At 62.8% G+C, this 14,123-nt stretch carries 13 protein-coding genes; 6 read left to right on the top strand and 7 right to left on the bottom strand.

Annotated elements, in window-relative coordinates:
* Positions 1-71: 71 nt before the first annotated feature.
* Complete coding sequence (gene add / locus ACSAMM_RS11970; protein WP_457791596.1) at positions 72-1,049, bottom strand: adenosine deaminase; 978 nt, start codon at positions 1,047-1,049, stop codon at positions 72-74.
* 184 nt (positions 1,050-1,233) lie between these two features.
* Between add and ACSAMM_RS11965 the strand changes: the two genes are divergently transcribed.
* The 3 genes from ACSAMM_RS11965 to ACSAMM_RS11955 are packed head-to-tail and all read left to right on the top strand — an operon-like array spanning position 1,234 to position 3,195.
* The gene (locus ACSAMM_RS11965; protein WP_178724343.1) at positions 1,234-1,614 is read left to right on the top strand and encodes a GntR family transcriptional regulator; all 381 of its coding nucleotides are present in this window, start codon (positions 1,234-1,236) and stop codon (positions 1,612-1,614) included.
* Positions 1,611-2,447 (top strand): ATP-binding cassette domain-containing protein, encoded by an 837-nt coding sequence (locus tag ACSAMM_RS11960; protein WP_178724345.1) that lies wholly within the window; start codon positions 1,611-1,613, stop codon positions 2,445-2,447. The genes ACSAMM_RS11965 and ACSAMM_RS11960 overlap by 4 nt, the downstream gene beginning before the upstream one ends.
* 16 nt (positions 2,448-2,463) lie before the next feature.
* Positions 2,464-3,195 (top strand): hypothetical protein, encoded by a 732-nt coding sequence (locus ACSAMM_RS11955; protein WP_457791595.1) that lies wholly within the window; start codon positions 2,464-2,466, stop codon positions 3,193-3,195.
* A gap of 97 nt (positions 3,196-3,292) precedes the next feature.
* On the opposite strand, the gene ACSAMM_RS11950 is transcribed toward ACSAMM_RS11955, so the two are convergent.
* The 4 genes from ACSAMM_RS11950 to ACSAMM_RS11935 form a co-directional block, all read right to left on the bottom strand.
* Positions 3,293-3,466: a hypothetical protein gene (locus ACSAMM_RS11950; protein ID WP_178724349.1), complete on the bottom strand. Its 174-nt coding sequence runs from the start codon at positions 3,464-3,466 to the stop codon at positions 3,293-3,295.
* 18 nt (positions 3,467-3,484) lie between these two features.
* Positions 3,485-6,187: a YfhO family protein gene (locus ACSAMM_RS11945; protein ID WP_457791594.1), complete on the bottom strand. Its 2,703-nt coding sequence runs from the start codon at positions 6,185-6,187 to the stop codon at positions 3,485-3,487.
* 67 nt (positions 6,188-6,254) lie between these two features.
* Positions 6,255-6,932: a DNA alkylation repair protein gene (locus tag ACSAMM_RS11940; RefSeq protein ID WP_457791593.1), complete on the bottom strand. Its 678-nt coding sequence runs from the start codon at positions 6,930-6,932 to the stop codon at positions 6,255-6,257.
* Entirely contained in the window at positions 6,925-7,767 is an 843-nt protein-coding gene (locus ACSAMM_RS11935; protein ID WP_178724354.1) for a helix-turn-helix domain-containing protein, read from the bottom strand. Before ACSAMM_RS11935 ends, ACSAMM_RS11940 begins: the two co-directional genes overlap by 8 nt.
* Positions 7,768-7,873: 106 nt before the next feature.
* Here ACSAMM_RS11935 and ACSAMM_RS11930 point away from each other — a divergent pair, with 106 nt between their 5' ends.
* The 3 genes from ACSAMM_RS11930 (at position 7,874) to ACSAMM_RS11920 (ending at position 11,755) form a co-directional block, all read left to right on the top strand.
* Positions 7,874-9,793: a glutaminase domain-containing protein gene (locus tag ACSAMM_RS11930; protein WP_457791592.1), complete on the top strand. Its 1,920-nt coding sequence runs from the start codon at positions 7,874-7,876 to the stop codon at positions 9,791-9,793.
* A gap of 247 nt (positions 9,794-10,040) precedes the next feature.
* Positions 10,041-11,099 carry a LamG domain-containing protein gene (locus ACSAMM_RS11925; RefSeq protein ID WP_457791591.1) on the top strand — a complete coding sequence of 353 codons (1,059 nt, stop codon included), beginning with the start codon at positions 10,041-10,043 and terminating at the stop codon, positions 11,097-11,099.
* On the top strand, positions 11,096-11,755 hold the full coding sequence (locus tag ACSAMM_RS11920; RefSeq protein ID WP_178724360.1) for a hypothetical protein: 660 nt from the start codon (positions 11,096-11,098) through the stop codon (positions 11,753-11,755). The genes ACSAMM_RS11925 and ACSAMM_RS11920 overlap by 4 nt, the downstream gene beginning before the upstream one ends.
* A 45-nt stretch (positions 11,756-11,800) precedes the next feature.
* Here ACSAMM_RS11920 and ACSAMM_RS11915 read toward each other — a convergent pair whose 3' ends face one another.
* Together ACSAMM_RS11915 and ACSAMM_RS11910 are read right to left on the bottom strand one after the other, a co-directional pair.
* Positions 11,801-12,691: a metallophosphoesterase family protein gene (locus ACSAMM_RS11915; RefSeq protein ID WP_178724284.1), complete on the bottom strand. Its 891-nt coding sequence runs from the start codon at positions 12,689-12,691 to the stop codon at positions 11,801-11,803.
* A 4-nt stretch (positions 12,692-12,695) separates the two neighbouring features.
* Positions 12,696-13,952, bottom strand: a complete 1,257-nt coding sequence (locus ACSAMM_RS11910; RefSeq protein ID WP_457791590.1) for a DUF4474 domain-containing protein — start codon at positions 13,950-13,952, stop codon at positions 12,696-12,698.
* Positions 13,953-14,123: the final 171 nt, after the last annotated feature.

Here is a 14,123-nt window from a genome sequence, read left to right as displayed (position 1 = left end):
AAGTGCCTGCCGGCTTTTCTGACGTACCTCCCGCCCTCTTCCACACTGAACTGGGGATTATTTATCAGGCATTATGAAAAAGACGTCCGTTTGTCCCGCATCCGGGCCAGCAGCGCCGCCTTTTCGGCTTCCGGGAGGAACGCCGCCCGCGCCGCGTTTTCCAGCAGCGTCCTCTCGTCCGCCTCTGTCATCCCCAGCCGTTCCCTGGCCAGGGCGTATTCCCCGGCCAGGGTGGTGCCGGAGACGGTGGTGTTGTCGGTGTTCAGGGTGACAGGGATCCCCTGATCGAGATAGGCCTTCAGCGGATAGCTGCCGGGCGCCGCCGCCCCGGTCTGGAAATTGCTGGTGGGGCACATCTCCAGCGGGATCCCCCGCCGGGCCAGCGCCGCCGTCAGGGCGGGATCCTCCGCCGCTCGCACCCCGTGGCCGATGCGTGCCGCCCCGGCCTCCAGGGCGGCCCAGACGCTGTCCGGCCCCGCCGCTTCTCCCGCGTGGATGGTGAAGGGGAGGCCCTCCTGCCGCGCGCGGGAGAACAGGGGGAGATAGTCCCGGGTGGGGTACAGCCCCTCCGCCCCCGCCAGATCCAGCGCCGCCACTCCTTGACCCAGAAAGGCGCGCGACGCCCGCAGGGTGTCCATATTGGCCGCTTCGTCCGCTCCCCGCATGCAGCAGAGAATGAGCTGTCCGGGCAGCCCGGAGCGGCGAAGCCCCCGTATCGCGGCCTCCACAATGGCCTCCTGGCTGTGACCGTTTTTCTGGTGGAGTTGGGGAGCGAAGCGGATTTCCGCGTACAGCAGCCCCTGTTCCCGCAGACGTCCCGCCAGCGAGGCGGCGGCGTATTCCACGGCCTCGGGGCTTTGCAGCACGGCGAGGGGCGTCTCAAAGCACCGCAGATAGTCGTTCAGGCTTCCGCAGCCGGACGGCACGGTCAGGAAGGGCCGCAGTCCTTCCGGCGTCTCCGCCGGCAGACGGATCTCTTCCGTCCGGGCCAGAACCAGCAGTTCCTCCGCCGTTAGCGAGCCGTCCAGATGGATGTGCAGGTCGATCATCCGAATCCCCTCCTGTCGGTGTTTTCTGAATCCATTGTAGCATAACCGGCTGGGAAAGTCGAACCGTCCTCTTTTTGAGAAGCCGCTTGAAAATTACCATTTTGCTCTTGACATAGGGCTTAAAATGTTGTATGGTTAGTTACACAAGTAATTAACCAATTGACTTGAAAGGGACGGTGAGCGGGTGACATTCGACTTTGACAGCGAGGTGCCGATTTATCTCCAGGTTGCGGAGGAAATACAGGACGCCATCCTGTGCGGGGCGTTCCCGGAGGACACCCAGGTGCCGTCCACCACGGAGATTTCGGTCACCTACAAAATCAACCCCGCCACGGTGCTCAAGGGGATGACCCTGTTGACCGAGGAAGGGGTTCTGTACAAGAAGCGGGGGGTCGGGATGTTTGTCAGCCCAGGCGCCGCCGGACAGATCCGGCAGAAAAGGCGCCGGCAATTTTACGAGACGTATATTGTCAAGCTTATCAACGAAGCGGAGAAGCTGGACATCAGCCAAGAGGAGATTCTGCAGATGATTCGCAGCGGACGGAAGGACGGGATTGAGCCATGATCGAAGGTAAAGGCCTGACCATGCGGTTTGGGAACAACACGGCCCTGGACGGGGTGGACGTGTGCTTTGGAGACAATAAAATCTATGGGCTGCTCGGGCGCAACGGGGCGGGCAAATCCACCCTGCTGAGCGTGGTGACCAACCGGCTGCTGCCCACGGCGGGAGAGGTGTTCATCGACGGGGAGCCGGCACGGGAGAACGACCGGGTGCTGGGCCGGGTGTATTATATGGGGGAGAAGACCCTGCTGCCCGACACCGCCACGGTGGCCCAGCTGTTCCGCTGGACAGGGGATTTTTATCCCGGGTTCGATGGCGAGTATGCCGGACAGCTGGCGGATACCTTCGGGCTGCCGGAGAAGAAGAAGCTGAAAAACCTGTCCACCGGCTACCTGACCATCGCCAAGCTCATCGCCGCGCTGGCCAGCAATGCACCCTACACCCTGTTCGACGAGCCGGTGCTGGGGCTGGATGCCAACCACCGGGAGGTGTTTTACCGGCAGCTGATCGAGAGCTACAGCCGGCAGCCCCGGACCATTCTCATTTCCACCCACCTCATCGAGGAGGTGGCGGACATCATCGAGCAGGTGGTCATCATCAAAGCGGGGAAAATCCTGCTGGATCGGCCGGCCGAGGAGGTCAAGCGGATGGGGTATACCGTATCTGGCAGGGCGGAGGCGGTGGACGCCTACTGCACCGGGAGGGACGTGCTGAGTGTCGACACGCTGGGCGGGCTGAAAACCGCCTGCATTTTGGGCAAGGCGGAGGAGGCCCCGGGGCTGGACGTGTCCGGCCTGGACATGCAAAAGCTGTTCATCCGGCTGACCAACGTTTGAAAGAGGAGAACTGGCCATGAAAATCAAGCAAATGATCAAATGGAACTGGCAGAACAGCTATATGGGGCTTATCGTGCTGTATGGGGTGTTTATCCTGCTGTACCTGTTCGCCTTTGCCGTCAACGTTTCGGCGGGCGGGGAGACGGTCAACGTCAACGGCATGTCCACCGGCTCGGTGGTGATGATGCTGGTGTACGGGATCGTGCTGTTCTCCCAAAGCCTGCGCTTCGGCCTGGGCAACGGGGTGTCCCGCCGGACGGTGTTCCTCAGTTTTTTAGCGTTTTTTGGCATCTTTTCGGTGTGCATGACGGTGGGGGATGTGCTGCTGCAGCTTCTGGTTTCGCTGTTCACGGATAACAGCACCGATGTGTTGCTGTTGCTGTTCGGCCACGAGCACAGCCTCCAGCTCACCACCCGGCTGTCCTTGATGGGCTGCCTGCTGGCGGCGCATCTGGCCTTCGGCATGATCGGGTATTTCATTGGGGGCGCGTATTACCGCATGGGCAAGTACCTGCGCCTGGGGGTGTCCATCGGGGTGCCGGCCTTCCTGTTCGTCGTCCTGCCCATCCTGGTGATGCTGCTCCCGGCGGCGGCCCAAAAGGGGATTTTCGGCGCGATAACGGCCGTCGCGGATTTCCTGCTGCTCTCACCCCTCCATCTGGGCGCGGGGCTGCTGACGGTGGCAGCGGCGTTCGGTGTGTTCGCCTGGCTGTTCATCCGCCGCGCGCCCATCAAGGCGGCGTTTTAAATGAATATGGGGATCGGCAAATAAAAGCAGCCGCCGGAGGAACAGACTGTCTGTTCCTCCGGCGGCTGCTTTTATTTGGGCGCGGCTTCGGCGGCGATCAGGCCGTTTCCCGGCCAGCGGCTTCCGCTTCGAGGGAGCGGCGGACGGCCTCGTAGTCCCGGCGCTCCGCCTCGTCGGCCGGATGGATGGCCAGGGAGCCGCAGTCGGGGCACCGCTCCGGCTCCGACACCCGTTCAAAAGCAAATCTACATTTGCCGCAGCTGTATACCATGGGAGTTCCCCTTCCTTTCTAACGCTGTGTGTCCGTATCGCCCGGACACAGTGGTTCAGTATAGCACGCCGGCGCGGGGAGAGGCGGCGAATTCTGTCGGTTTTTGCGCCGGCGGCGGCTCCATCTCCCCAGGAAGAGAGCGGTCAGCAGCAGGATAGTCCCCGCGGTGACGGCTGTCCCCGCCGCGAAGCCGGGCGGGACGTACCGCAGGGCGATCCGATGCTGACCGGGAGTCAGGGACACCGACAGCAGCGCGCCGAAGGCGGCGTCGGGCGCGGTTTTCTTCCCGTCCACCAGAATCGTCCAGCCCTCGTCCGCCGGGATGGTCAGCAGCAGGCGGGTGCGATCCTCCGGCACGTCGATGACTCCGTTTAGGCGGGAGCTGGTGAAGGATTCGAGCGCATAGGGATGGGCGGCGAGGGTTTTGGACAGGGTGCGGGTGGCTGACAAATCCTCATAGTAAAAAAGCGCTTCTTTATACTCCAAGGAGTCTCCGTGGGGCGTCATCCGGAAGGAGACGAGTTCTCCAGGCTGGAACCGGCCTAGGGGGATAACGCCGTACCGATACGAGGTGAAGGTTTGGCCCAGGCTGACGCCGTTGACCGAGATATCCGCCCCCTTCAGAGCGGCGCCGGGGAAGTAGGCGTAGAGAGGATCGGCGGTAGGCGCGGAGAAGGTATAGACGATTTCCGCTTGTTCCGCGTCCTCTTCCCGAACATAGACGGTCGCCGTATCGGACAAGCCGGCGGACAGACCGGTCAGGGACTCCTCCGCCCCGTCCACCCGGTAGAAGAGGCATTCCTCCCGGCCGGTGAGGGCGCTGGCCATCCGGTTCTGACGCAGGAAGGGATCGTCCCAGCCCATATCGGCGCGGAGAACATCGTCGGCGGCGGCGAAGCCGATGGGCAGGGCGGCGGTGTTGCGGAAGACGGAGACGCTGCCCATGGTGTACAGCCGGGGATACACGGGATCCGCCTCGCTGCGGGACAGCCGGTATTTCACGCCTAGCAGGCAGTCAGCGAAAACAGTGGATCCTTCCCAGTAGTTGGCCCACAGGCCAGCGTTGCGGAAGCCCATCCGGCCCATAAAATCCTTGGTGGCGGTCTTTTCGGTGGAACTGAAGTGGGACAGGCCCCGGTAGGAGAACAGCATGGGATCGTTGCGGCCCCGGTGGAAGGTCTGTTCCATCCGGTAAAAGCCTTTGTCCTCATGCTTGACCCGCTCCACCACCGGCTGCACGTCGCTGACATAACGGGCGTAGGTCTTCACGGGGATGTAATTCATCTGGGACAGCACATGCCGGCCGTACAGCAGCAGATTGCCGCTGTTGACCAGCAGAAGAGCGGCCAGAACCAGGGAGCCGAACCGCCGGCGGCCGGCGCGGGACACCCGCGCCCGCGCGCCGAGCAGCACGGTGAGGACGGCGGCCACCAGGACGTCGAAGCCGATCCCGGCCAGGGTCAGGTACCCATACTGTTGCCGGGCGACCATCGCGGCTATCAGCATGAACAGCGTGAGGGCTATGGCCAGGTGCCGCCGCTTCACGCCGCACCGCAGGCGGACAAAGCCCCGGCAGGCCAGGTAAATCATGGTGAAGCTGAACAGGAACGCCTGCCGGGAGGGGAAGCCGATGGGAAAATTAAAGGCATGCCAGACGAGATAAAGAGCCTCCACCTGAAAGCCGCAGAACATCACGGCCAGCCAAATCCCGGCGGCCACTTTTTCCCGAAAGCGGATGCGCCGGTTGAAAAAGTAGAGAAAGAGCAGCAGGGTTATCAGCAGGCCGCAGAACATCACGGGCAGGGGACTTGTCCACATATCCCGGCTTTCAAAGGAGCCGGTGAACAGCTTGGAAAACAGATCCCCGGCCTCGAACCGGACCCCCAGGCCGAGGCGGGAGAGGAGCCCTAGATTCTTGTCCCCGCCCATCAGGGAAAAGGCGGTGGGCACCAGGACGAAGGCGGCCAGGCCCGCCGCGGCCAGATACGCGCCCAGCAGCCGCCCGCAGGAGATAAGCACGGCCCGCACGCGCAGCCGGGGGGATTGTGGATGGATCACCGCCAATTGGAAGAGAAAATACAAAACGGAGAAGATGCATATCATATACGTTATGTAATAATTGGTGATCAGGCAGGCGGCCAGGCTGAGGATAAACAGGAGGGGACGACGGCGGCTCATCAGCCGCTGGACGCCCCAGAGCACCAGAGGCAGGAAAATGATGCCGTCCAGCCAAAGAATATTCTGCTGATAGACGAAGACGAAGCCCATCAGGGCGTAGGAGCAGGAAAAGAGCAGGGTGCCGGAACCGGCCCGCTCTGCCCGCGAGAGAAACAGCGCACAGGTCAGCCCGGCGCTGCCCACCTTGAGGAGGGTGAGCAGAAGGATGCCGGCGGGCAGATGGACGGTGGAAAAGGGGAGCAGCACGAGATTGAAGGGGCTGAGCAGGTAATAGGCGGCGAAGCCGGCCATATCGCCGCCCAGATTCTTGCTGAAGGTATAGAAAAAGTCGTTACCGTTGCGGGCCATATCCTTTAAATAGGAAAAAAAGCTGACGTATTGGCCGTCCATATCGGTGACCAGCAGGCTTTTCTCACCAAAGGGGGCGACGCCGATAAGGGCGTAGACGGCCAGCATGACCGCCGCGGGCAGCAAAAAAGCGGCGGCATAGCGGCCGGCTTCCCGGGCGCGGGGAGGGATACGCGGTGTTGACAGCGACTGCAAGCGGCCGCCTCCTTTCGGTTGGATTCCGGGTAAGTATAGCATAAACGGGGGCGTGGGCGCAACCGTATCAGCGCTTCATGGCGCGCAGGAGGGAGCGGGCGGGTTCCCCGACGCAGCGGGATTCCACGGCCTTTTGCAGGGCCTTGTTATAGGTAAAATCGTCCAGAGAGCAGGTCTTCAGATAGGCCAACGTTTTTTCCGGAAACCGGACATAGGCGATGGACACCGCCCAGGCCACGGCCATGCGGGCGTAGTAGTCCGGCTGCCTGACGCCGTCCAGCAGGGACAGCACCCGGTCGATATGGGCATCGTCCAGGTAGTAGAACAGCAGCATCACCACGGCGAAGCGCACGGAGAACTCGCGGCCGCTGCCCAGATAGGGCAGGAGAAAGTCCCAGACCGGCTCCGGATAGGCAGCGGCCAGCTTCAGGCTGCTGCAAAAGCTGTCACAGATCGACCAGTTATCGATTTTGGGCACAAAGGCGGCCACGTGGGGGAGGATTTCCGCCGGGGTGCCCTTGGCACAGCCGATGAGGAGGCCCTGCAGCAGGACTTCCTCAAAGCTGCCGTCCCCCATGGCGGTCAGGGCGGCGCGCCAGTCCTCCCGGGCGAGCTGCCGGGCGAGCTTGCGCAGATGGGGGATGCGTACCCCTAGGAGGTTATCCACCCCGGGGAGCAGGCGGGAGGCGAAGGCCTGGTAATCCGGCTCGGCCAGGGCCCGCAGGCGGGCTTGCAGTTCAGTCATGGGGAGGCTCTCCTTTCGGGGCGGCGGCGTTCTTGCGGCAGGCGGAGGGGGACAGGCCGGTCTGCCGCCGGAAGGCGTGGGAGAAATACTGCGGATCCTCGTACCCCAGGCCGGCGGCGATTTGAGCCACCGGCAGGCGGGTTTCGGTCAGCAGCTTGACGGCCAAGGCGGCTTTCCGCTCGGCGGCATAGGCGTGGGGCGTGCGGCCGAAATGGCGTTTGAAGAGCTTGATGGTATAGTCCTCCGAACGGTAGATTTCCTCCGCCAGCTCCCGGATGGTGACCGTCTGATTGAGACGGCTGTCGATGAGGTTTTTCAGGCGGGCGGCCTCGTCGGGGGGCGCGGCCCGGCCCTTGAGACAGGCGGACAGGCCCATGAGGATTTCGTGAAATTTCAGGGCGCACCGCTCCATCACCGTCTCCTGCGGCAGGCCGCCCGGCCCCGCCCCGCCCGACAGGGCGAACAGATCCCGGAACAGCCCTTCCAACGGGCAGGAGGGGAAGACCACCTGTCCGTCCAGCCCATAGGCGGTCAGCAGCGGGGGGATAACCGGGCCCCAGGCGTTGATGAACAGCTTGGTCCAGGGGTGCTCCCCGTCGCTGAAGTAGCGGTGCGAGCTGCCCATGGGCAGCAGATAGACGTCGCCGGCCGAGGCGGTGTGGGCCACTCCCTCCACGATGACGGTACCGGTGCCCTCGGCCACGTATTCCAGCACGCAGATGGGGGAATTCACCCGTTCCTGGCGGTAGGTGCCATCGCAGTAGGAAATGCCGCACATCTCCACCACAAAGGGCAGAGGGGAGGAGGGGAGAAAGTAGTGAATATCCTCTCTCACTTGTTTTTCACACCTTTGCACCGGTTTTTCCCCTGGTAAGCGGGGGATAAAAATAGTATATTACAACTAAAGGGGAAAAGCAATCCCAACGGAAAGGATGACGAGTATGAAGCTGCGAGCGCCCGCGTATCCGCTGATCACCATCGACCCCTATATGAGTGTTTGGTCCATGGGAGACCGGCTGAACGCCGGGACCGTCCGGCATTGGACAGGGCGGGACATGCCGCTGGACGGGCTGGCGGACATCGACGGAGAGACCTATGTGTTCATGGGGGACGCCGGGCGGCTGGGGCTGCCGGGCATGGAGCAGACGAGCGTGGAGGTGGAGGCCTTCGCCACCCGGTACCGCTTCGAGGCCGGCGGGGTGGAGCTGACGGCGGAGTTTCTGTCCCCCGTTCTGCCTGATGATTTGCAGCTGCTGAGCCGGCCGGTGTCTTATCTGCGCACAGCGGTGCGGACGACGGACGGCGGGGCGCACCGGGTGGCGGTCACCGTTCGGGCGTCGGAGGCCTTCTGCCTCAACGAGCCGGGGCAGTGCCCGGTCTTCGCCGAGCGGGCGGACGCTGCGCCGGGTGTCACCACCATGCGGCTGTACGGCCAGGAGCAGGCGGTGCTGGGCAAGGCCGGGGACGACCGGCGGATCGACTGGGGCTATTTCTATCTGTCGGTGAACGGGGAGCGGGAGGCCGGGCAGATGGCCGATCCGGCCGGCGGGAACATGCGGTATGTCTATGTAACGGCTGGGCTGGATACGGCGGGGGAGGCGCAGGCGCTGTTCACCTTCGCCTACGACGATGTGTATTCCCTGACCTATTTCGGGAAGCCGCTCAAGTCGGTGTGGAACCAGGACGGGACGACGATCGGCGCGGCAATCGCGCGGGCGTACGCGGAGTACGTGGATGTGGCGGAACGTTGCCGGGCGTTCGGAGAGACGCTGACCAGGGAGGCCGCCCAGGCGGGGGGCGAGGAATACGCCGAGCTGCTGCTTCTCGCCCTGCGGCAGAGCATCGCGGCCCACAAGGCGGCGGTGGATCCGGAAGGTAAGCTGCTGTTTGTCTCCAAGGAGTGCTTCAGCAACGGGTGCGCCGCCACGGTGGACGTGAGCTATCCGTCTATTCCGCTGTTTTTGCTGTACAACACCGAGCTGGTCAAGGGAATGATGCGGCCGATTTTCCGCTATGCGGCGCAGGAGCGGTGGCCCTTTGATTTTGCGCCCCACGATGTGGGAACCTATCCTATCCTTAACGGGCAGGTATACGGCGGGGGGACGGATCCCCGCTGGCAGATGCCGGTGGAGGAATGCGGCAACATGCTGGTGATGGCCGCGGCGGTGTCGGCGGCCGACGGGGATGCGGATTTTGCCGGGGAGCACCGAGAGCTGCTGGCCAAATGGGCCGGGTATCTGCTGCGTCACGGGGTGGATCCGGAAAATCAGCTGTGTACCGACGATTTCGCGGGGCATCTGGCCCACAACTGTAACCTGTCCCTCAAGGCGATTATGGGGCTGGCGGGCTACGCCCGGTTGTGCGGGATGTGGGGAGACCGGCAAGAGGCGGCCCGGTTCGACGCCGCCGCCCGGGAAATGGCTGCCTCTTGGTTGGATCGCGCCGCCGAGGGAGACGGCAGCTTCCGCCTGGCCTTCGATCAGCCGGGTACCTTCAGCATGAAGTACAATGCGGTGTGGGATAAGCTGTTCGGCACCGGGCTGTTCCCGGCGGCGGCCATGGAGCGGGAATTCGCCTCTTACGCCGCCCGGCTGAACCCCTACGGGATGCCGCTGGACAACCGGGCGGATTACACCAAATCGGACTGGCTGGTCTGGACGGCGACATTGGCGCCCGATAAGGAGCAGTTCATGGCGTTCATCCATCCGCTGTGGCTGGCTTACCATGTGTCTCCTTCCCGGGTGCCCATGACCGATTGGTATTCCACCGTCACCTCGCAGCAGATCGGCTTTCAGAACCGGACGGTGCAGGGAGGCCTGTTCATCAAGTTGCTTGAGCAGAAGGGGCTCTGTCGGTTTTAAAAAAATTCCCGCGGGCGATAGGCCGGCGGGAATTTTTTTGCCATAGCCGGCCGCCGGATTTTCATGACCGTGGCATCACCATGCGGCGAGAGGTGTGGAGCGCATCGGCAGCCGATTGCAGAATACACTGAAAAATGGATAGGGAATGCGATCGGCGTCTCTTTTTTATTTAATAGGATTGACAAGAGGGGGAAAAAATAAGAGAATAGAGAGGATACCAATAAGCAGGAAATGAGGGCTTAGAGCCATGCATACAGCAAAACGAGGAAGACGGTGTGCGGCGCTGGCGGTGTGCGGCGCGCTGCTGCTGGCGGGGATGCTGCCCGGTCTGCCGGCGGCGGCGCTGGACGGCTTTTCCAAGGGACGGCTTTCCATCATCACCGAGCCGGGGGCGGTCTCCGACAAGGTGAGCTTTTACAAGGACGGCAAGGAGCAGGGGGCGTCCGCGATGACCTGGGTGGATGGGCGCGACGGCAAGGCGCTGCTGCTGGACGGCAAGACGGAATATCTTCAGCTGGGCTACGCGCAGCTGAAGACCAACCGGTTCAGCTTTTCTACCTGGATCAAATGGCTGGGGGCCCCGGACGGGGCGGAGGAGGACGCCCGATACAATCAGCGGCTGTTCACCTATTCCCGGCGGGAAGAGCGATGGCTGGCTTTCAGCCCCTTTGCCCGGGACGCCTCCAAGCAGAAGGAGGGCGGGAGCCTGAACGGCATTTATCTCGATCTGGGCTTCAACAAGACCAAGACCCAGGAGGGAATGCATTTCGAGCAGTTCAACCCTGCGGCGGACGGGGTGTCCTACGGGCTGCCCGAAGGCTCCTGGCACCATGTGGCGGTGGTTTCCGACGAGCACAGCATGAAGGTGTACATTGACGGGACCTTGTGGTTTGATGATCCGCTGCTGATGAGCATGGTGGAACTGCAGGCGCTGACCATGAAGATAGGGGCGGCATACGACGGCGGCCGCTGCCTGCATGCCGAGCTGGACGACACGGCCCTGTATGAGGTCGCGCTGACGGCGGATCAGATCGGCATGATGGCGGGGGGCGTGGATCCCTTTGCGGACGGGGCGTCCATGCCGCCGTCCACCGCGCCGTATATTCCCACCGCGCCGGCGCCGGTCTCCTCCGAGGTGAGCGGGACGGGCGATGAGGATGATCGGCCGGCCACCGTATTCGGCTTCCCGGTGGCGGGGCTGGTGATCATGGGCGGGGTGGTGGTCGTGTTCGCGGGCCTGTCCATCCTGCTGAGCGTGCGGGCTTCCAAAAATAACGGCGGGCCGAAAGGGGGCGGACGGGCATGAGGCACATTTCCAAGGGCGTCCGCCTCGCTGCGGCGCTGATGGCGCTGCTGCTCCCCGCGAGTTTTGCTGTCTCGGCCGAGACGGCGCAGGCGCAGCGGATTTACACCGTAGTCAGCCAGGGCAACAGCGGGCAGATTTTCAAGGAGCCACAGGAGAGCACCTTCTGGGAGTCCCCTGTGCTGCGGGCTGGGGAGGCTCGGGAGGACGGCATCCTCCGTTTTGTCAACGAGGACAAGGCGGCGGTGGACGTCTGGATCCGGGCGGTGGAGCTGCCTTATGACGACGAGGAGGCGCTGGCCTATCTGAGCGCGCTTCGCCTGCGGATCACCGACGGGGAGACGGTCTTGTACGACGGGCCTTACACCCGGGCGGCGGACGAAGGGGGGATCCGGCTGCGGCAGAACGCCCTGGCCAGAGGTTCCCAAAAGGAATACCGGGTGGCGCTGTACTGCGATTTCGCCTATACCGGCGAGCCGGTTCCCTGCGTGGTGGACTGGGATGTGCAGGCGACCCCCAGCGTGATCCGGGACGATATTCCCGCCCCTAAGCAGCCGGTCTGGGTGTTGGTGACAATTGGTGTGGCCGGGGCGCTGGCGATTCTCTGCGCGGTGCTGGGCGCGACCAACCTGACGAAAAAAAGGAAAGAAAACCGCTGATATAAAAACCGGCGGGCCCCTTTATGAGGGACCCGCCGGTTTTTGCTAGTCTTGATAGGCAGACAGGGGGATGGGACCCTCCAGGATCTCCCTTTCAATAAACAAGGTGCGATCCTCTCGGGTGCCCACCGCCCACTTGACCAGGGAGATGCTGCCGCCGGCGATTTCGATGCCGGTGATACACCGGGGATGAACGCAGCTCCCATCGTTGAAATAGGGGCATTCGCCAGGCTGGGGGAAAATCGGGCGATGGGTGTGCCCGGCGATGACAATTTGATTTTCGCTGGCCGCGAAGGCGCACAGCTCTTTTTCAATCTTTTCCGTTTTCTGGCGGGGGCGGCCGCCCCCTACCGGCGCCAGGAAGCCCACCAGCTCCAGCGGGCCCCAGAGATACCGCACAAGGAAGCGAGCCAGGGGCCACAAGGCGTCGTTGAGCAGGCTGCCCTGATGGCCGTGAACCAGCAGCAGGCGCTGGCCGGTCTGCCGGTTTTCCAGCACCAGGCTTTCGGGGATTTCCAGGCCGGGGAACAGCGGCTTATCGCAGCGGTCGCAGTCGCAATAGTAGCTCGCGCATTGGCAGGGGTAGGTTTTTCGCCGCTTGACAATGTCGTGGTTGCCGTAAATCATGTGCAGCCGGCCGGCCTGATAGAATTTGGACAACAGCTGAAAGGCGTTGGTGTGGGTCTGAATGATGGTTTGCTGATTTCGATTTTCCCACAGCTCGTCTCCATCTCCCAGTTCGATATAGGTGTAGCCGTTGGCCAGATAGTACTCGAGCGCGCCGCAGTAGACCTCCTGGTTGGGCAGAAAATTATCGGCGCTGTTGCCCTGGCCGCGATGGCAGTCGCTGAGAATAATGAACTTGGAGGAGGTGTCGAAGGGGATGACCTTTGCCGCCTGGTAGGCCTCGAGTAGCCGCTGCTTGACGGAGAACATGGCCTCAGCCCTCTGGCCGATGACCGCCGCTTCTGCCGCAGCTTCCGCGCCGCCGGCAGTGACGGGAACCGCAGCAGGGACAGGGCGGTTTCGGCTCCGGCGGGCAGGGGGGAGAGGGGGGGCAGGGCTGGGGCGGACAAGGCAGCGGCCACGGCGGCGGACAGGGGGACTCTGGTTCCGGTGGGCAGGGCACGGGGCAGGCCAGCAGGCTGCCCGGTTCGCCGGGAACCGGGCGGATCAGCAGACACTCCACCGGGCAGGGCCGGGGCCGAGGCGGACAGGGAGGTTCCGGATCCGGCGGACAGGGTTCGGGCGGACAGGGCTGAGGATGCGGCGGGTGCACCAGGTCAATCAGCCATTCGAAAGCCTCGAACAGGCCGCGGGCATACAGGGAGTGCAGGAAGAATTCATACAGCTCGGGCATGGCTGCCTTGACGTATTCCAGCTTATCCAGCGTGTCGGAATATTTGGCGGTGGCCATCCGGTACAGGCCGCAGTTGTTCTCGTTGGCCTGCTGGATGACGGCTTCCTGTACGACATTCAGGGACTGGGGCGTGTGCGGCGTGGTGTAATGCACGACGGCGGTGCGGCCCCGCACCGAGAATTCATGCGGCTGGTAGCCGATGCCCCGCAGACTGTCGGCAAAGGCGCGGCACATGGCCTTGTCCGGGAAGGTGATGCGCGCGTCCATGGTCAGCGTATGGGTGGGAGAGAACTCCCCGAGCTTGAAGCCGGTCAGCCACCAGTGCAGCCCTTTGCGGCGCATGATGGGCTTGCCGTTCTTTCGCAGCACGAAGGCCATGGGCAGGCGTTCGTCGTCGGAGATGCTCTCGTAAAAGGTACCGATGAATTTTTCCGAGTGAACGTCTTCGAGCGTGGTATTGTACACACCGATTTCGCCGCCGGTAGTAATGCCGTATTGGCCTTTCCACAGTTCGACGAGCCAGCGTTTTCCCCCGTAGAAAAAGGGAACGGGTTCGCAGTGCATAATCATATTGAAGCCGGGCGCGGCTTCGTCGTACAGCCGGCAGTAACCCATTTTTCGCTGCCAGCAGTCCATGAGGGAATAGAAGGTATCGGTTCGGCGGTCGTAGGCGAAGCCCACAGGCTCCAAATCCTGGTTAAGCTGTTCCTGTTGAGCGTTTTTGTCGGGATTGGGGCGGAAGCGGCGGGTGCGGATTTGCCAGACGACGACAACGATAAGGAAGCCCAGGAAAAGTGCCGCAGCCGCGCCGATGACAATAAATAGCGCAGTGCTCATAATATGGTTCCTTTCTGATAAGGCCCCCGTGCGAAAAAAAGTCGCTGGCGGGGACGGTGTGGGTACGCAGATTTCCCCCTGAATAGAAGGCTCGCTATTCCACTGTATGCGCGGGCAGGACAATGGTGACGGCTTGTCTGAAGAAAAACATGAAGGTAATGCTGAAAAGCG

The organism is Anaeromassilibacillus sp. SJQ-5 (assembly GCF_054108045.1).
This window is presented reverse-complemented; position numbering and strand designations above follow the sequence as displayed.

What these genes read in the sequence shown, in the direction of transcription:
- add (WP_457791596.1), bottom strand. Translation starts at nt 1,049, where the DNA reads ATGATCGACCTGCACATCCATCTGGACGGCTCGCTAACGGCGGAGGAA.
- ACSAMM_RS11960 (WP_178724345.1), top strand. Translation starts at nt 1,611, where the DNA reads ATGATCGAAGGTAAAGGCCTGACCATGCGGTTTGGGAACAACACGGCC.
- ACSAMM_RS11955 (WP_457791595.1), top strand. Translation starts at nt 2,464, where the DNA reads ATGAAAATCAAGCAAATGATCAAATGGAACTGGCAGAACAGCTATATG.
- ACSAMM_RS11950 (WP_178724349.1), bottom strand. Translation starts at nt 3,466, where the DNA reads ATGGTATACAGCTGCGGCAAATGTAGATTTGCTTTTGAACGGGTGTCG.
- ACSAMM_RS11940 (WP_457791593.1), bottom strand. Translation starts at nt 6,932, where the DNA reads ATGACTGAACTGCAAGCCCGCCTGCGGGCCCTGGCCGAGCCGGATTAC.
- ACSAMM_RS11930 (WP_457791592.1), top strand. Translation starts at nt 7,874, where the DNA reads ATGAAGCTGCGAGCGCCCGCGTATCCGCTGATCACCATCGACCCCTAT.
- ACSAMM_RS11925 (WP_457791591.1), top strand. Translation starts at nt 10,041, where the DNA reads ATGCATACAGCAAAACGAGGAAGACGGTGTGCGGCGCTGGCGGTGTGC.
- ACSAMM_RS11920 (WP_178724360.1), top strand. Translation starts at nt 11,096, where the DNA reads ATGAGGCACATTTCCAAGGGCGTCCGCCTCGCTGCGGCGCTGATGGCG.
- ACSAMM_RS11915 (WP_178724284.1), bottom strand. Translation starts at nt 12,691, where the DNA reads ATGTTCTCCGTCAAGCAGCGGCTACTCGAGGCCTACCAGGCGGCAAAG.
- ACSAMM_RS11910 (WP_457791590.1), bottom strand. Translation starts at nt 13,952, where the DNA reads ATGAGCACTGCGCTATTTATTGTCATCGGCGCGGCTGCGGCACTTTTC.